This is a genomic window from Exiguobacterium sp. s70 (assembly GCF_018618315.1).
Classification (GTDB): Bacteria; Bacillota; Bacilli; order Exiguobacteriales; family Exiguobacteriaceae; genus Exiguobacterium; species Exiguobacterium chiriqhucha.
Map to the genome: position 1 here is coordinate 160371 of NZ_JACSLV010000002.1, position 17658 is coordinate 178028.

Sequence of the window (17658 nt, forward strand, 5' to 3'; positions counted from 1 at the left end):
AAAAGTTTCCTGTTGAAAGCCGAGAAAATTTTCGTCTTGGTTTCGAGAGAAGTATGGGACGGAATGGGGAAAAGAGTTATGAGCGTGTTGAATCGAGTGAAAGGGAGTGGAAACAATGAAACAGTTCGAAATTGAGTTCCATATGATTAACGATGAGGTGTTGACGCAAGTGGTGGAAGCGGAGAGTCGTTATGCGGCGCTCGAATCGATTTATCAGTCGTTCCGTCATGCGACGGACGGGTTCGTTCAGTTCGAGGATGAGTGGATCATTTTCCTCGACCATGTCGTGTATGTGAAGGCGTTTGAGATTGTGGAATGAGTGACTTAGAATATGATTAAATATTAGTATATGAAAAGAAATGGAGATATTAGTTAAATGAATATTAATCCAGAGACTAAGCCGATTAACGAAATTTTTTCAATTGAAGGAAAGTCTGTTTACAACATTCCAATATACCAACGAAACTATTCATGGAATGATCGTAATATTGATTCTTTGTATAGTGATTCAATAGCTGAAGAGGGAGGATACTATATTGGTAATTTATTAGTAACTCCATCAGCAACCAAGGATGGTTTTGATGTAGTAGATGGCCAACAACGCTTGACGACCATTGCATTGTTTCTATTAGCTATTTACGAAGAATTATTAGATGTTCAGAAATTTAGCGTGGATCAAACAGAAATCGAGGATAGCTATCCATTAAGAGCTGACATAAAGAGGAAATTATTGACGCAACAAGGACAACCTAAATTAAACCTATTAGAACAGGATGCTGAGATTTTCAATAGTTACCTTCAGATACTTAATGGCAAAGAAAAAGGTAAATTTGGAAATCGGACATTTGGAAAAAGATATAATTACATTAGAGAAATAATTTCTAATATTGAAGCAGATGAATTTAATAGTAAATATACCAAGATAAAAATGTTTTATACGAAGCTAAATGATTTAGAACTTTTGAGAATTACTGTAAATGACCTCACAGACGCTTATTCGGTTTTTACCTCCTTAAATGCTAAAGGCCTTCCGTTAACATTAATGGATTTATTAAAATCATACTATTTGAGTGAGGCTATACAACATTTTCCAGAGAAAAAAGCATTGGAAGAGTGGAATCGATTAATTAATATTTTTTTAAACGAGAATGGTGAGCCAAATGCTACAGCTGTCACTCAATTCTTACAGAATAATTATGACGTGTTTGAAGGAAGCGGCACATCATCTGTTACAAAGAGAGCATCTTTGAGAAAATATGAAGACTTATTTAAAAAAAATGGACACTTGTATATGGAAGAATTAATAATTAATGCAGAAATCTTTTCACAGATGATTCCTAAGATAAGCTCAGCTAACTATATACAATATGGCGACGAATTAAGTCACATAATTAATAAGCTTTTAAAATTGGAAACTTCACCAGTGTATCCATTAATGCTATATCTCTTAAAAGAACTTAAATTAAATAATATTTCAGAGAAAAAAGTCTCATGTATTTTCTCATATTTAGTAAGTTATTATGTTCGTCGAAACTTGGTTTTGAAACCAAAATCTTCAAATATCCGTTCAAAAGCAATTCAAACAGTTAGAATATTACAACAAAATAAGAATAAATTAGAATCAATTAGTTTGGACACAGTTGAAGAACAATTAGGGAGTATTAAAGCTAGTGATTTAGATTTTAAATCAGCATTAAAAGGTCCTATATATGATATTGCACCTCAAACTACAAGATTTGTTTTAATTGAATTAGAAAGAATCCATGGTAATTATTTTGATAAACAAACTCAAGATAATTTAGATGACTATAATAGTAACGGAAAACCTATTTGGACACTCGAACATATATTACCTCAAAGCTTAAATCTCAAAATGAAGTGGAAAGAAATGATTTCTCCAGAGAATGCTGATTTAGCAGAAAGGCTTCAAAAAGAGTATGTTCATAAAATAGGTAACTTAACACTTACCGGATATAATTCAGAAATGAGTGATAAAGAATTTATTGAGAAAAGAGACTATAAACCTAAAAGTTCAAACAATTATACGGGGCTGCGTACAAAATTATTTATCAATGAATCTATATTTAATAGTGTTCCTATTGATGCTAAAGAGTCTTGGACAATTGAGGATATTGAAAGAAGAACAGATCAACTTACTGAATTAATCATTGCCAAATTCCAATAAAAATTAGGTTTAAGTGTGGAAAGGAAGATTCTCGTGCAAACATATAACAAACTTATCCGCGACCGTATCCCTGAAATCATCCATGAAGCAGGTCAGATCCCTGTCGTCAAATACCTTAATCAAGCCGAACATTTCGAACAGGCTCGCTTGAAACTTTACGAGGAAATCAAAGAGTACGAAGAGACGAACATCGATGAAGAATCGCTCGAAGAACTTGCTGACATTCTTGAACTCGTCTATACGCTCGGGAAAATGCATGGTGCGAGTTTTGAAGAATTGAATCGTATTCGTGAGGAGAAACGTGAGAAACGGGGCGGGTTTGAAAAAGGTCTTTTCTTGGAAGAGATTCTTGATCATGAGTGAGTTACGTCTGCATACGAGTCATTTACGAATTCCATTACATTACCAAATCAACGCGGCGACTGAAATTTATATGGTCGTCGCGTTTGCGCAAGTGTCAGGTGTTCAGGAAATCGCTGAGGCACTAAAGAACGCAGCCAATCGAGGGGCACAAGTTCGGATTCTGATTGGTGATTATCTCTATTTGACGAATCCGGATGCGCTTGAAATGTTAATGGTCATTCAAGGAGTGGAGCTACGGCTTTATCGATCGAAAGGACAGTCATTCCATCCGAAGGCATATTTGTTCCGCACACAAGATGGAGGGACGTTCTTTGTCGGTTCTTCCAATCTGTCGCATAGCGCCTTGAATCGAGGTGTCGAATGGAACGTCGAGATACCGGCGAGCATCTCGAAGGACGTGTTTGAACAGTCGGTCGATGCGTTTCATGAGCTCTTCTATAGTGACTATGCCCAAATCATGAACACCGTCTCGTTGCAGCCCTATCGTGAAGAGTATATGGCCAGACAAGATCGGATGAAAGAAGCTGAGCAAATTGCAGCGCCAGATCCGGTTTATATCGAGGACGATACAGTCACACCCAACACTGTGCAAGACGCTGCTTTAAAGGCGTTACGCGAGACGATGGACGAAGGTAGACGCAAAGCGATGCTCGTGCTCGCTACAGGGCTAGGAAAGACATATTTGAGCGCCTTCTTCGCCCGCCAATTTAAACGAGTACTTTTCATTGCGCATCAAAAAGAGATTCTGCTTCAAGCTGAGACCTCGTATAAGAAAGTCTCGAGTGAATGGAAGACGGGATTATTGCTTGGCGGTGACTCGAGAGCTGAGAAATCGGCAGATGTCTTATTTGCTTCGATACAAACGTTGGCATCGAAACACCGAATGCAGCAGTTCACACCAGATCAGTTCGATTTGATTGTCGTCGACGAGTTCCATCATTCGGCGGCACCATCCTATCGGCGTGTCCTTGACTACTTCGAGCCGAAATTCTTGCTCGGGTTAACGGCAACGCCGGATCGGTTGGACGGGGGAGACGTCTATGCTTTATGCGATGACAATGTCGCATATCAGATGCACTTCACAGAAGCGATTGAAGAGTCGTATTTGACGCCATTCCATTACGTAGGGATTTATGATGAAATCGACTATTCGCAGATTCGATTGATCAACGGTCGTCGCTATGATCAAGACGAACTATTGGCGGAGCAATTGAAGGAAAGTGTCGCTCAAAAAATCTTTGATGCCTGGCGGATGCATAATCAGACGCGAGCGCTTGGCTTCTGTTCATCGGTCACTCAGGCTGAATACTTGGCCGACTATTTCCGCCTGCAAGGCGTGCAAGCTGTCGCGCTACATAGCCAGACCGAATATGATCGTGCCGATGTGATGCAACAATTGAAGCAAGGACATCTCGATATTATCTTCGCGGTCAATTTATTCAATGAAGGTGTCGATATCCCTGAAATCGATACGCTATTGTTTTGCCGCCCTACTGAATCGTTGACGGTGTTCACGCAACAGATCGGCCGTGGATTACGTCTATTGAGCGGGAAAACGCACTGCACTATCATCGATTTGATTGGGAACTATAAGAACATCGATAAAAAGTTAGCACTGTTAACTACTAAGCGACAGCCGATTGTCAAAGCACTTCCAACAGATGAGGATTTACCAGGTGAATGTACCATCGAATTTGATTTACATGCCATCGATTTATTGAAGCGAATGGTCACCCGTTCTTCGACACGCCGGCAACAGTTGGAGCGTAACTACTTCATGGTGAAAGAAGAACTTGGAAGACGTCCGAGTTACCTAGAGTTGATCCAGCGAGGTGAATACTCGATGGATGCTTATCGTTCTGAATGGAAGAAAGACGGAGGGTTTTATGGGTTCCTCAATCGGATGGGGGAGCTGGATGACGAAGAGAGTCACCTGTTTGAAGAGGTGAAGTCGCTGTTGCTTGAAGTGGAGTACACCGACATGACGAAGAGCTATAAGATGATTGTGTTATCCATCATGTTAGGTCGTGGACTCGAGGGGTGGCTTCAACCACTTTCCGCGAGCGAGGCAGCTCGTCCATTCTATGAGTTCATCGATGCTTTCCCATATCGGCAACAGATTGATGGACAGACAAAAGACTTCCAATCACCGTTTCATCAGCAAAAAATTGAAAAGTTACTGTTGCGGATGCCATTTGATAAAATAGCTAAAGGACCGTTCTTTGTATCAGAGGAGTCATTACATATCGAGCATAATAAAGCGTATGCTCATCCTTTGGTTTACGAATGGGTCAGTCAAATCGTTGAAGTGCGGCTACATCACTACTTCAGTCGTAAGGCTTCAGAATGAGGGTGGTGTAATTATGAAAGATCGGCTTAAGCGGTTCATTCAGTACATAGATGAGTTCGATAGACAGGGACCTTACAAAATGAACGTACTGAAGATTATGTTAGAGCGAGGTCCTCATGATTGGCATACGCCAATTTCAATAACTGAACTCGCAAAACCTTATTATGATTTAGTAAACGAGCAACTCCGTTCTTATACTCTTAAAAATATAAGTGCTGACTTTACAACAAACTTTTCACAAGCAAAAATGGAACGGCATTTAAGAACACTGCCATTAAAGTATCTATCGACCACTTCAACTAGATTAAGCAACATTTCTCCACCCTTTGAATTGATTGATGACATGTTTTATGTGAAGGAAGAGTATCGTATAAATGGTGAATCTGCTCATAACAGAATCATTAATGCTGTGGAACAAAAGTTTGAAGAGTACTTAGAAGTATTTAGTGAAAGGTGAGGGATAACTTGAAACGCGCACTACTTCGCAAAATCCAATTCGCCCTCCAGCATCACGGCGGGACGGCGTCATTGAAAGAAATCTATGCATACATCGAGCGATCGTACTATCAACTCGAGCTCGATCGCTATAAAGACTGGAAGGCTCACGTCAATAAACAGATTCGCGCCCATTCGAGCGATTCGGCCAGCTTCAATGGAAAAGATGACTTGTTTTATTCCACGGGAAATAAAGGCGTTTGGGGCCTTCGCCAACCGAATAACTAACCGAAAGCGGAACCATTTCAGTTGGTTCCGCTTTCAATGTTTACAATCCGTCACACCCCCTTGTCACAGAATGTTCAATCCTGTAAACTTCGAAACAGTGTGAAAAAAATGTATAAGGGGTTTATCCATGGAAATCGTTCAGCAATTATCGCAAGTACAATTACTCAACCAATTCTGGTTGCTCATGGCCTTCGTTATCCCGATGGTCATTTTATCACGGATGGTCGTGGCAGGTTCACGGTTTTCACCAATCCTCGTCATCGTCATCTTCGGTCTTGGACTTGGCTTCGCCATGGTCGAGATGGGCATCGCGACACCGGGTCTCCCTGAGTTCCCGCTCGTCGACTTCATGTCACGGACGACGATCATCGCGCTCGTTGTCTCATTCTTCGTCGGTGGCCAAGAGCTCCGCAAGATTTTGAGCAAACAAGAGCTCGACATGAAAGACATCGTTGTGCCATCGAAAGAAGAGATGTTCCTCGGGACAGGACGGACACAGTTCATCTTCATTCTTCGTTCATTCTTCTTGCTCGTCGGTCTTGAAGGGTTCTTCCGCATGATGATTCAACCTGGCGCGGCAGAGGGCATCATGCTCTACTACCCAATCCTCGCGTTGATTGGTCTCGCGGCATCGTTCCTCTTGATCGACCACAAGGCGCAAATCGACGACAAGAAGGTATACATGCGCAAAGGTGTCATCGAGACGGTATTGATGCTCGTCATCTTGTTCGTGTCGTACGGCATCGCTGTGGCGGTACAGCCGATTATCGCGCTTCCGCAAATCTTCTTTGCTATGTTGCTCTCGTCAGCACTTGGTGCCATCTTCCACAACTGGACGTATGGACCGACCGTCCGCGCGCTTCTATTCGCCGGGATCCCGGTCGTCTTGGCCGCCAACTTCATGGTCGGTGGTTCACGGATCGGGGATGCGTTCGCCATCGAAGGCATGAACTCGATTCTCGTCTACGGTTTCTTCGGTCAATTGTTCTGGATGTTCGGTGGGATTGCGCTCCTCATGTGGTTCGCCCGCACAGGACATATCCGCAACCTCGCACCAGGTATGGCCGGATCGCTCTCGCACAGTGGTCTCACAGGCGCATGTACGGCCGGTGACTTCGGTCAAGTGGCAGCGAAACGTGCCCCAATCATGATCAACATCCCGTTCTTCGGTCACATTTTCGTGTTCTCGATTTTGGCAGTCAGTGCCGATAACGGGGCGCTCTGGATTTGGCCGACGGCGATCATCGTCTTGGTCGGTCTTACATTGACGGCGCTCTCGCTCAAGAACTTGCGCGGTGCCAACGGAGAAGACTTCAAAGAAGTGAAGGCGCTCATGCAGTTCTCGTTCGGTTGGCAGATGATGGCGGTCTTCGGTGGACTCGTCATCCTCAGCTTCAGCACGATCGCGTTCGACTACACGACGATGGCTCAATCGTCAGCCATCTCGCACTTCGGTCTCTTCGCAGCCGTCCAAGGCGGCATGTTCGGGACAGAAGCGTCGCTTCTCATCCCGCTCATCTTTTCGATGCCGTTCCTCGTCCACCCGATCGTGTTCTACATGTTCGGGAAGGCGCTCGATAACAACGGTGAAATGCCACGCGTACCGGTTTACGCCATGGCGCTCATCGGTGTCGTCGGAGTCTCGTTCGCGATTCTCGGTGTATAAACAAACAGCCGCTTCTACCAATGCGTAGAAGCGGTTTTTGTATACTTATTTTTTTGTTAACGGTCGCCACTTTGGGTCTTTGATGTCGTAGTCAGTTGGCGTACGGACAGAATCGCTAAAAAGCAGCTCACTTACTCCGAAGCGGATGTAGTTCTGTTGCGCTTGCCAAAGCGACACACGGTTGGCACCCCCTTCATAGTCCGGGTCGTTGAACTGGACGCCATCGTCTTCCCAAAAACAGATGTCGCAAATGTCATACGTGCCGGGTGGTTCTTCGTTAAGTGTTTGATAGCCGCAACAAGGGCATGTGTATGTCATCGAACATCACCTCACTTTTCAGTATAGCGCACGCCACCTACAAAAAAACGGCCGACACGAAGTCGACCGCTTTCAGCTCACCACAACATGGACAACAGTGTCAAAATCGCCAATCCACCTTGTGTGAGGATGATTTTTTTATTGCTCGTCACACTGCCGTACAAGGCGACGAGCACGATGTAAATGAGGATCATCGTGACAATCTCGGTCGACTGGCTGACGAATAAACCGTACAGCAAACCGACACCGATCAATCCGTTATAGACGCCTTGGTTCTTGAACAGCACCGACACGGAATCACGCGCGAGCTCTTGTTCCGTCATGTTGAAGACACGCGCCGTCGTTTTTGAACGAGTGGCGAACGTCTCTAAATACAGGATGTAGAAGAACTCGAGTGCGACGAGCGTTCCGAGGACGAGGGTGAGCCCGGACATGTTAGTTGGCCGTCGCGATTTCCGTCACATGGAGCACCGGCTTCGCCGTCACATAGTTGCCTACGTTTTGGGCGAACGCGATGAGGTCCGGGTTTTGGTTGTGTTGCTCGACGGCAGCTTGGTCGGCCCAGTTCTCGATCATGACGAAGCGGTTCTCTGAAGTCGTCGATTGGAACAGCTCATAGCTCAAGCAACCGGCTTCTTGTTTCGACGAGTCGATGAGCTTGTTGATGTCCGCCAAGAAGTTTTCAAATTCTGTTTCTTTTACGTCGAAGATAGCGTTGATTAAGATCATGTGGAATTCCTCCGATTATTTGAATGATGTGATTGTTTCAGCGTCGAGACGTACCGATTGGTAGCCTTCTTCTGCAGCTTTACCGACCGAGAGGATCATGACCGGCACGTAACGGTCTTTATCTAAACCGAACGCTTCCGCGAGTTGGTCTTTCTCGAAACCACCGATTGGGTTCGTGTCGTAACCGTGAGCACGGGCGACGAGCATGAATTGCATCGCAGCGAGACTCGAGTCGATTTTGACGATGTCGTTCATCTCTTGTGTCGACAAGTTCTTGTAGTACGGAAGGATGGCGCCGAGCTGTTGGTCGCGTACTTCTTGTGGCATTTTGCCTTCTGCGACAGCTTGGTCGTAAATCTCTTCACCGAGCTCGTAGCACTCCATGTCGCCGAAGATGAGGACCATCGCAGCCGACGTGTCGTTTTGACGGACGTTGAAGCGGATGAGTGGCTTGAGCGTCTCTTTCGCCTCTGGGCTTTCGACGACGACGAATCGCCACGGTTGCATGTTGACTGAAGAAGGAGCCGTTGTCGCTTCCTCAATCATTTGAAGCATTTCAAGTTGTGAGATTTTAACGTTCTCGTCGTAGACGCGGATCGATTTACGACCGAGCATCACGTCAGTGAATGTGTTGTTTTCGAATGTAGTTGCCATGGATATTACCTCTTTCTCTCTTGTTATAGTTGGTTAAGCTTTTGCAGCAGACTCGACAGCTGGTTGATCTCTGATTCGGATAGCACTTTTGTGATCAAGTGCTTGCCGCGGTCGTGGTCTTGTTCACAACTCGTCAAGTCATGCTTGGCTTCGTCGGTTAAATGGACGAACACTTCACGATGGTTCGCGGTGTTCCGTTCCCGTCGGACGTAGCCTTTTTCTTCAAGGATCTTCAAATGGCGGGTGATGGCCGCATTGTCGATTTTCATCGCCTGCTGAATCTCGCTTTGCGGACAGACGCCCTTGTCATGCACAATCATGAGCATCTCGTAGCGGGTCAGGCTGAAGCCCGTCTCTTTCTCGAACGAGGTCGCGACGCGTTGGTCCGCCAGTTTGATTTGGTACAGCAGTCGGCTGATGTCTCGTAATTCCATCTGTGGTATCTCACCCCTCTCATTTGATAAGTCAATTGTTGACTCGTCAAATGTAAAACATTCACGACGTGCTGTAAAGGAGAATGCTCACAAAAAAACCATTCGCTTTTGCGAATGGTGATCAGTCTTCATATTTGGTGCCATCGAAGTGGTAGTCATGGATGAACGTCGTCTCGTCGAAGCCATATAGTCGATCATGACGATTCAAGTCCTCAATCGTCTGAATTTCATGCATCGCCGGTTCTCCCGGTAAGGAATCGCGGGCGACGTTCAAATACCGCTCGGTGAAGTCATCATCCTCATACGGTGTCCCATCGAATGAGAAGTGAACCGAATAGACGTCGTCCTCCAAAGCGCGAATCACGTCGAGCATCCGTTGTTTCTGTGCATCAGTGTTCGCCCAGTCCTCATGGAACATGACCGACACGTCCAAGAACTCTTTCGACTCGACGTCGAAGACGGACGTCGGGGTAGGGCGTACGGTCGTCGCAACGCCTTCATCCACACCGGTCGGCACACTCGCGCGGACCGTCTCTGCCTCCGTCAACAAATCGAGCTGCTCGAGTCGCTCCTTGAACGTGTCTTCGGCCTCTTGTTGCCAGACGTGTTCGAGCACGTTGTCATGGATCGTTTGATCAGACCGATACGTCTCGGCCCAATAGTCCCCTTCGAGTATCGGATCAGTCAGCGTGAACTCGGCCGCATAGCCGCCCATCTTCCAGTCGCGCTTGAGCGTGACCTCGACGTCCTCTCCATATGTATCTTCAATATAGGATGCGTATCGTTCTTCTTCATCTTGTTTTGCATACGTCGACCATGTCGTGCCAAGCGCGGTCACGGCGACAGCGGTCGCGACTAACCATCGTTTTCTCATTTTTGATTCACCTCTCTACCAATGTACCTGAAATGGAAGTGTCCTACCTCGGTCCAAAGTCGTATTCAATTTATTACCAAATACCTGTAAACTGAAAGTGCCCTTGAAGAACTAATATCTTTACGTGTACTAATACATATAATACACTTAAGTTACGTACACAAGAAAGGGTGTGACCCATGTTATATAAAATTGATATGAAGAGCGCGGAACCGCTGTATGAACAAATCGTCAACCAGACGAAAGCGCTCGTCATCCGTGGCATCTTACGTCCGGGGGATAAAGTCATGTCGGTGCGTGAACTCGCGACCGACCTCGTCATCAATCCAAACACGGTCAGCAAGGCGTATCAGGAACTCGAACGGCTCGGCTTGCTCGAGATGCATCGCGGACGCGGGACGTTCGTGTCCGAGGACTGGATTGACCAAGACTCGCCGCGCGCGCCGATCCTTGAAGCGATCAAGAAACTCGCCATCGATTGCCATTATGCCAATATTGAGCTCACCGAAGCGCTGACGCTATTTGAGACAGAGTATAAGAAAGTAGGGGAGAACCATGCTGACAGTACAGCAACTGAGTAAGACGATCGATCGCCAGCCAGTGTTAGAAGATATCGACTTCACGGTCAACTCGGGTGAAATCATCGCGCTCGTCGGCCGGAACGGAGCCGGAAAAACGACGCTGCTCCGAACGATGGTCGGCATCATTCGACCGGATAAAGGTGATGTCCGCTACGGACCGTCAAGCATCTTTGAGAAAGCAGAGTTGAAGCGTGACGTCATCTTCGTCCCGGATTCGGCCGATGCCCTCAAACATTATACGATTAACGAAGCGGCTGCGCTCTACGAATCGATTTACCCATCGTTCAACCGATCGATTTTCAGAGAGACGCTCACTCGCTATAACATCGATAACAAGAAGATTCGCCAGCTCTCGAAAGGGCAAAAGGCGATGGTGACGCTCTCGCTCGCGTTCGCCGTCCAAGCGAAATATTATCTGCTCGATGAGCCGACGGACGGACTCGACGTCGTCGCCAAGTCGGACGTCTTGAAGCTGATGATTGCCCAAGTCGAGGCACGGAACTGTTCCATCATCGTCTCGAGTCACCAGTTACATGAGCTCGAACGAATCGCCGACCGCATCATCATGATCGAGAAGGGCCGCGTCAAGGCGATCATGTCGCTCGAGGAGGCGCGCGAGACGAGCGTCAAACTGCAAGTCGTCTTCAACGACCAAGTACCGGTCGAACTGCTCGAGCGCAAGGACATCGAAATCATCAATGTGACCGGACGCGTCGCCTTGTTCATGGCGAAAGAACGGACGAAAGAGCTCGATACGTTCGTCGATGCGCACGACCCGATGCTCGTCGAAGAAATCCCGATGTCGCTCGAAGACATCTTCCGGGTCCAATTAGGAGGTGAGGCAAGTGTCTTTTAAAGTCCTATTAAAGAAAGATTGGAAACAAGTCTCGATTTTGTGGATGTTGCTCGTCGTGTTGAGTGTCATCGTGTTCACGGTACCGACGTGGACACAGCTGGATGATTTCAATCGAGAAATCGAGAATATCCGGGCCAACCCGTCGTCTTACGAGGGGGTTCCATTGGACGCCTCAAACCTGCCGGACAGATGGTTCTTTGAATCGGGCGATAGCGTTGGGATGCTATACAACGGTTTGATGTCACTCATTCCGATGGGGATGGTCATTTTCCTTTACGTCGTCTTCGGACTGCTCATGGCATCGGTGCTGATTGGCGGAGAACGGAACAGCCAAATGTCCGACTTCTCGATGTCGCTTCCGTTCACGCGGACCCAATTGTACATATCGAAATGGCTGATTGGGGCGAGTGGTTTCATCGTCGCGACGCTGCTCGGTGGCCCGCTCTTGATGGCGATCATCCACTTGTCGGACTTTAGCTTTTTGATTCAGCCAAAAGATTTAGAGGTCTCCATCATGATTTTATTTATGATGTTGACCGGCATCTCTGTCTTCTCGATCTCGCTTTGGATGGGTTCATTCGGAGGCGAGTCGATTTCACAGGCACTTTGGTCATTCGTTGCACTTCTTTTCCCGATTGGCATCATTTCTTTGATTGAAGGGTCGCTGTACACGTTCGAGCGCTTCATTGATGTATCGTACAGTTTGACCCAAGTGTGGATGGAAAGTATCCCGTTGCGCGTCATTTCACCGCTGGCGAATATTTTCAACATCGACACGTATGACATCTTCAGATCGAACGGGTTATGGGAAGACTTTGTCACGGTGGCACCACTCAGTGCGCTCGCGTCAATCGTGATCTCGTTCGGTCTCGGCTTATGGACGTTCAACCGGGCCCCGCAAGAGAACAATGGCCGTTTCTTCATGTTCTCAAACTGGCTCTGGCTCGTCCATCTCGTCATGGTGCTCTGCTTCGGCATGCTCGGTGGCATCATGCTGTCAGCCATCACGTTCTCGGCAAATATCGTCTTATACATTGTCGGTTTCGCGATCGGCGGCTTCATCGCGCACTTGCTCGCGAAACGGTTGCTTTACCGCTTTAACTTGAAACTAAAATCTTAAAAGGAGGATTTTCATGAAACGGCTCAGTCTGCTCGTCGTCTTGCTCGTCATGCTCGCGGGATGCGGGGATACCCATCGACCGAACGCCTTCCAATACAAAGATTCATACGTCGGGGACAACAGCGCTGTCTCGGGCATCGCCCAGACGTTGCCGATGCATGACTGCTACAAGTCGATCGAGCTACAGACGTCGAAGCGGCCGTACGGCTTGACGGTGCGCTACAGCGACCCGGAAATCGAGCGCATCGAGCAAGAGCGGTTGGCGATTCGCAACGCGGCGACGTATTTCACGCTCGTCCAAAACGCGGAAATCGTTCGCTTCGCTTTCCCGAACCGGACGTACGCATTCTCACGCCCGGAGATGGAGGCGTGGCTCGACATCGACTTCTCGACGATTAAGTGGGAGAAGGAGTTGAAGGACCGTTTGGACGAGAAAATCAGCAACGAAGAACAGACGGAAGCCTATTTCAAGAGAATCTGAACGTGTGCGGAAACTTTCATCCGCACACGTTTTTTCGATATTTTCTGAAAATTATCGGGTAAAGGGTAGATGAAAGCGTTTTCTTGGCATTATAATAGAGTTAACTGAATGACTATTCATTCCAAGGAGGAAAAGCGATGAACAAACCGTGGTTGCAAGATTATCCAGCTGACATGCCGAAAACGATTGACTATGAGGTGAAGCCGCTCTATGATGCGCTATCCCGAGCCGCGACCGATTTCCCGAACAAGACCGCCATCTCATTCATCGGCAAAGAGTTGACGTTCGCCGAAGTCGACGATGCGGCGAAACGGTTGGCGACGATGCTTCAATCGAAAGGGTTGCAAAAAGGGGACCGTGTCAGTCTGATGCTGCCGAACTGTCCGCAATTCGTCATTTCGTTCTATGCGGTCCTGTACGCCGGCGGTACGGTCGTCCAGACGAATCCGCTCTACACGGAGCATGAGCTCGAGAACTTGATCACGGACTCCGGTGCGAGCATCATCGTTACGCTCGACCTCCTGTATCCAAAATCACTTCGTGTGAAGCAGAAGACGGACGTCAAAACGATTATCACGACGAGTATCGCCGACTATCTACCGTTCCCGAAAAATAAGCTGTATCCAATCAAAGTGAAGCGCGAGAACAATATCGTCATCGATACGACAGGTTCGGTCGCGTTCAAGGACTATAAACAGTTCGATCCGATCACGCCGGTCGCGGTCGACCCGAAAGAAGATGTCGCGGTGCTACAGTATACGGGCGGGACGACGGGACTGCCGAAAGGCGTCATGTTGACCCACTTTAACTTGACGGCGAACGTCGACCAGATTTCGAACTTCTTCTATAAATATAACCGCGGTGATGAGAAGCGGGTCTTATGCGTCGTGCCGTTCTTCCATATTTACGGCATGTCGTGCTGCCTGAACTTCGGGATGGCGAACGGATATGAGCTCGTCCTCGTGCCACGCTTCGACGTCACCGACGTCTTGAAGACGATCAATAAGAAGAAACCACACTTCTTCCCGGGCGCCCCGACGATGTACGTCGGTATCCTCAATGACCCGAAACTGAAGAAATACGACTTGTCGTCAATCGAGGCGTGTATCTCCGGCTCGGCCCCGCTGCCGGTCGAAGTACAGGAGCAGTTCGAGAGCATCACGGGCGGACGCATCGTCGAAGGCTACGGCTTGTCCGAGACGTCACCGGTCACACATGCGAACTTCTTATGGGATAAACGGATTGTCGGCTCGATTGGGGTGCCGTTGTCGGATACTTCTGCTAAAATTGTAAAGGCAGATGGAGAGACGCTGGCTGATATCGGTGAAATCGGGGAGATCATGCTGCACGGCCCACAAGTTATGAAAGGGTACTGGCAAAAGCCGGAAGAGACGGCAGCCGTCTTGAAGGACGGATGGCTCGCGACCGGTGACCTCGGCTATATGGGCGAGGACGGGTTCTTCTATATCGTCGACCGCAAGAAAGACATGATTATCGCCGGAGGCTTCAACGTCTATCCGCGTGAGATCGAAGAAGTGCTATACGAACATCCGGCCGTCAAGGAAGCGGTCTGTATCGGCGTACCGGACCCGTATCGCGGTGAGACGGTCAAGGCGTTCATCGTGACGCGTGACGGCGCCAGCGTGACGGAAGAAGAGCTCGACAAGCACTGTCGCGAGAAGCTCGCAGCGTATAAAGTACCGAAGCTGTATGAGTTCCGGGAAGAGTTGCCGAAGACGTTCGTCGGTAAGATTTTACGTCGCGTCCTCGTCGACGAAGAGAAGGCGAAACAAGTGAAACAAAGCAGTTGACACAAGCGTGTCACATGATAGAATAATAAACGAATGAACCATCATTCATTTTTAAGCAGCGGTAAGGAGCTTGGGTGTTTATGACAAAGAATGGATCAAAAAGTGACCGCATTATCGATGCGGCAGTGAAAGTGATTGCGGATCATGGCTATCACGGTGCAAAGGTGACGGCCATCGCCAAAGAGGCGGGCGTCGCCGACGGAACGATTTATCTGTACTTCAAAAACAAGGAACATCTGTTGATTGAATTGTTCCAGACGAAGATGGGCCTGTTCATCGACTACTCGAAACAACAAATCGAGCGGGAGACGACGGCCGGCGACAAACTGTATCAGTTGATTGAGTCGCACTTGAAGCAACTATCGGCCGATTACGACCTCGCCGTCGTGACGCAAATCGAGCTCCGGCAGTCGAACTTGGCGCTCCGACAAAAGATTAGCGAAGTGCTCAAACCGTACTTGAACTTAATCGATGCGGTCGTACAACACGGAATCGACACCGGCGAATTCGATCGCGATCTCGACTATCGACTCGCTCGGCAGATGATTTTCGGCACGATCGACGAAGTGGTCACGAGTTGGATGGCGAGCGGCTTCAAGTATGACTTGATGTCGACGCTACCGAAAGTACACCATATGTTAAAAAAAGGGCTTGCTTAACCGTAAGCCCTCTCGCTAGCTCAAAAAATGAACGCTGATTCATGAATGATGGTATGAACAACTTATAAGGGGGAACTACGATGAATATTTTTGTATTGCTGAAGCGTACGTTCGATACAGAGGAAGCGATTCAGCTCGAGAATGGGGAAATTCAAGAAGACGGCGCTGAGTTCATCATCAACCCGTATGACGAATATGCGGTCGAAGAAGCCATCCGTAAGCGTGACGATCTCGGGGGAGAAGTCACGGTCGTAACGGTCGGACCAGAAGACGCGGACAAAGAACTTCGGACGGCGCTCGCGATGGGTGCGGACAAAGCGGTCCGCATCTCAATCGAGGATGACGTCGAGGACGCAGACCATGTGACGATTTCGAAAGTGCTCGCCACGTACTTGAAAGAGCAAGCACCAGATCTCATCTTCGCGGGGAACGTCGCCATCGACGGCGGTAGCGGCCAAGTCGCACCACGCGTCGCTGAACTGTTAGACATGAACTACGTGACGACGATCACGAAGCTCGACATCGACGGCACAACGGCGACGGTCACACGCGACGTCGAAGGGGACACTGAAGTGATCGAAGTGGCGCTCCCGCTCCTCGTGACAGCGCAGCAAGGATTGAACGAACCACGTTACCCGAGCCTTCCAGGCATCATGAAGGCGAAGAAGAAGCCACTCGAAGAACTCGAACTGTCGGACATCGACCTCGATGAAGACGAGATCGAAGCGAAAATCGAGACGATCGAACGTTTCTTGCCAGAAGAGAAGAAAGCTGGGCGCATCCTTGAAGGGGATACGTCGTCACAAGTGAGCGAGCTCGTTCAATTACTTCGCACGGAAGCAAAAGTCATTTAAGGGGGACACATAGATGAAAGCTTTAGTACTCGCAGAAGCGCGTGAAGGCGCGTTACGGAACGTATCATTTGAAGCAATCGCTGCAGCGAAGCAATTGACGGACGACGTGACGGCAGTCGTCATCGGGGATGACGTCAAAGCACTCGCGACGGAACTCGGGGAGTACGGCGCGGGTCGCGTCCTCGTCATCGAAGACGAGCGTCTCAAGCACTACACGCCGGACGGTTATGGGCAAGTGCTCCGCCAAGTCATCGACCAAGAGTCACCGGACATGATCGTGCTCGGTCATACGGCACTCGGGAAAGACATCGCCCCGAAACTCGCGGCGCGTCTTGACGCAGGTCTCATCAGTGACGTCGTCTCAATCGAAGGATCAGGCAAAGACGCCGAGTTCGTCCGCCCGATTTATTCAGGGAAGGCGTTCGAGAAAGTGAAGTTCAAAGACTCGGTCATGTTCTTCACGATCCGCCCGAACAACATCGACGCACTTCCGCGTACGGCCGGGGCGAGCGCTACGGTCGAGACACCGAGCGTTGAACTGAAAGACCTCGCCATGATCGTCAAAGAAGTCGTTCGCAAGGCGACGGGGAAAGTCGATTTGACGGAAGCGAAAGTCATCGTCGCCGGTGGCCGTGGCGTCAAGAGCGAAGACGGCTTCAAGCCGCTCGAAGAACTCGCTGAACTGCTTGGCGGTGCCGTCGGTGCTTCACGTGGAGCATGTGACGCCGACTATTGCGACTACGCACTTCAAATCGGTCAGACGGGGAAAGTCGTCACGCCGGACCTATATATCGCTTGCGGCATCTCGGGCGCGATTCAACACTTGGCTGGGATGAGCAACGCCAAAGTCATCGTCGCCATCAACAAAGACCCGGAAGCGAACATCTTTAGCGTGGCCGATTACGGCATCGTCGGCGACTTGTTCGACGTCGTCCCACTCTTGACGGAAGAGTTCCGCAAACACCTCGTCAATAGCTGATATGCAGAACGTTTGGGGAAA

Annotated in this window: 21 protein-coding genes; 15 read left to right on the plus strand and 6 right to left on the minus strand. The window is 48.4% G+C overall.

Annotated elements, in window-relative coordinates; genetic code table 11:
• Positions 1 to 115 precede the first annotated feature (115 nt).
• The 7 genes from KNP84_RS05475 to KNP84_RS05505 all read left to right on the plus strand — a co-directional run bounded on the left by KNP84_RS05475 (position 116) and on the right by KNP84_RS05505 (position 7287).
• Entirely contained in the window at positions 116 to 319 is a 204-nt protein-coding gene (locus tag KNP84_RS05475) for a hypothetical protein (RefSeq protein ID WP_021066795.1), read from the plus strand.
• Positions 320 to 376: 57 nt separating this feature from the next.
• Complete coding sequence (locus tag KNP84_RS05480; protein WP_215114450.1) at positions 377 to 2185, plus strand: DUF262 domain-containing protein; 1809 nt, start codon at positions 377 to 379, stop codon at positions 2183 to 2185.
• 33 nt (positions 2186 to 2218) lie between these two features.
• A complete protein-coding gene (locus tag KNP84_RS05485; RefSeq protein WP_215114451.1) occupies positions 2219 to 2548 on the plus strand; it encodes a nucleoside triphosphate pyrophosphohydrolase in 330 nt (109 codons plus the stop codon).
• Positions 2541 to 4898 carry a DEAD/DEAH box helicase family protein gene (locus KNP84_RS05490; protein ID WP_215114452.1) on the plus strand — a complete coding sequence of 786 codons (2358 nt, stop codon included), beginning with the start codon at positions 2541 to 2543 and terminating at the stop codon, positions 4896 to 4898. The genes KNP84_RS05485 and KNP84_RS05490 overlap by 8 nt, the downstream gene beginning before the upstream one ends.
• 13 nt (positions 4899 to 4911) lie before the next feature.
• Positions 4912 to 5355 carry a hypothetical protein gene (locus KNP84_RS05495; protein ID WP_215114453.1) on the plus strand — a complete coding sequence of 148 codons (444 nt, stop codon included), beginning with the start codon at positions 4912 to 4914 and terminating at the stop codon, positions 5353 to 5355.
• Between the two features lie 8 nt (positions 5356 to 5363).
• Entirely contained in the window at positions 5364 to 5621 is a 258-nt protein-coding gene (locus KNP84_RS05500) for a hypothetical protein (protein ID WP_215114454.1), read from the plus strand.
• 127 nt (positions 5622 to 5748) lie between these two features.
• Positions 5749 to 7287: a hypothetical protein gene (locus KNP84_RS05505; protein ID WP_021066805.1), complete on the plus strand. Its 1539-nt coding sequence runs from the start codon at positions 5749 to 5751 to the stop codon at positions 7285 to 7287.
• Positions 7288 to 7332: 45 nt separating this feature from the next.
• Here KNP84_RS05505 and KNP84_RS05510 read toward each other — a convergent pair whose 3' ends face one another.
• The 6 genes from KNP84_RS05510 to KNP84_RS05535 all read right to left on the minus strand — a co-directional run bounded on the left by KNP84_RS05510 (position 7333) and on the right by KNP84_RS05535 (position 10296).
• Positions 7333 to 7605: a CPCC family cysteine-rich protein gene (locus KNP84_RS05510; RefSeq protein WP_215114455.1), complete on the minus strand. Its 273-nt coding sequence runs from the start codon at positions 7603 to 7605 to the stop codon at positions 7333 to 7335.
• Positions 7606 to 7682: 77 nt separating this feature from the next.
• Positions 7683 to 8039, minus strand: a complete 357-nt coding sequence (locus KNP84_RS05515; protein WP_215114456.1) for a DUF1304 domain-containing protein — start codon at positions 8037 to 8039, stop codon at positions 7683 to 7685.
• A gap of 1 nt (position 8040) precedes the next feature.
• The gene (locus tag KNP84_RS05520) at positions 8041 to 8334 is read right to left on the minus strand and encodes a putative quinol monooxygenase (protein WP_215114457.1); all 294 of its coding nucleotides are present in this window, start codon (positions 8332 to 8334) and stop codon (positions 8041 to 8043) included.
• 15 nt (positions 8335 to 8349) lie between these two features.
• Positions 8350 to 8988, minus strand: a complete 639-nt coding sequence (locus tag KNP84_RS05525; protein ID WP_215114458.1) for a nitroreductase family protein — start codon at positions 8986 to 8988, stop codon at positions 8350 to 8352.
• 23 nt (positions 8989 to 9011) lie between these two features.
• Positions 9012 to 9422, minus strand: coding sequence for a MarR family winged helix-turn-helix transcriptional regulator (locus KNP84_RS05530; protein ID WP_215114459.1), 411 nt, complete (start codon positions 9420 to 9422; stop codon positions 9012 to 9014).
• A gap of 121 nt (positions 9423 to 9543) precedes the next feature.
• On the minus strand, positions 9544 to 10296 hold the full coding sequence (locus tag KNP84_RS05535; protein WP_058763172.1) for a hypothetical protein: 753 nt from the start codon (positions 10294 to 10296) through the stop codon (positions 9544 to 9546).
• A gap of 179 nt (positions 10297 to 10475) precedes the next feature.
• Between KNP84_RS05535 and KNP84_RS05540 the strand changes: the two genes are divergently transcribed.
• The 8 genes from KNP84_RS05540 to KNP84_RS05575 all read left to right on the plus strand — a co-directional run bounded on the left by KNP84_RS05540 (position 10476) and on the right by KNP84_RS05575 (position 17637).
• On the plus strand, positions 10476 to 10877 hold the full coding sequence (locus KNP84_RS05540; protein WP_021066814.1) for a GntR family transcriptional regulator: 402 nt from the start codon (positions 10476 to 10478) through the stop codon (positions 10875 to 10877).
• Positions 10852 to 11733: an ABC transporter ATP-binding protein gene (locus tag KNP84_RS05545; RefSeq protein WP_214802986.1), complete on the plus strand. Its 882-nt coding sequence runs from the start codon at positions 10852 to 10854 to the stop codon at positions 11731 to 11733. Before KNP84_RS05540 ends, KNP84_RS05545 begins: the two co-directional genes overlap by 26 nt.
• A complete protein-coding gene (locus KNP84_RS05550) occupies positions 11723 to 12853 on the plus strand; it encodes an ABC transporter permease subunit (protein WP_215114460.1) in 1131 nt (376 codons plus the stop codon). The genes KNP84_RS05545 and KNP84_RS05550 overlap by 11 nt, the downstream gene beginning before the upstream one ends.
• Positions 12854 to 12866: 13 nt before the next feature.
• Complete coding sequence (locus KNP84_RS05555) at positions 12867 to 13334, plus strand: DUF4825 domain-containing protein (RefSeq protein ID WP_058763177.1); 468 nt, start codon at positions 12867 to 12869, stop codon at positions 13332 to 13334.
• A 137-nt stretch (positions 13335 to 13471) separates the two neighbouring features.
• Positions 13472 to 15145: an AMP-binding protein gene (locus KNP84_RS05560; RefSeq protein ID WP_215114461.1), complete on the plus strand. Its 1674-nt coding sequence runs from the start codon at positions 13472 to 13474 to the stop codon at positions 15143 to 15145.
• Between the two features lie 80 nt (positions 15146 to 15225).
• Entirely contained in the window at positions 15226 to 15804 is a 579-nt protein-coding gene (locus KNP84_RS05565; RefSeq protein ID WP_021066819.1) for a fatty acid metabolism transcriptional regulator FadR, read from the plus strand.
• 80 nt (positions 15805 to 15884) lie between these two features.
• Complete coding sequence (locus tag KNP84_RS05570) at positions 15885 to 16658, plus strand: electron transfer flavoprotein subunit beta/FixA family protein (RefSeq protein WP_021066820.1); 774 nt, start codon at positions 15885 to 15887, stop codon at positions 16656 to 16658.
• A 13-nt stretch (positions 16659 to 16671) separates the two neighbouring features.
• A complete protein-coding gene (locus KNP84_RS05575; protein WP_214713966.1) occupies positions 16672 to 17637 on the plus strand; it encodes an electron transfer flavoprotein subunit alpha/FixB family protein in 966 nt (321 codons plus the stop codon).
• Positions 17638 to 17658 lie beyond the last annotated feature (21 nt).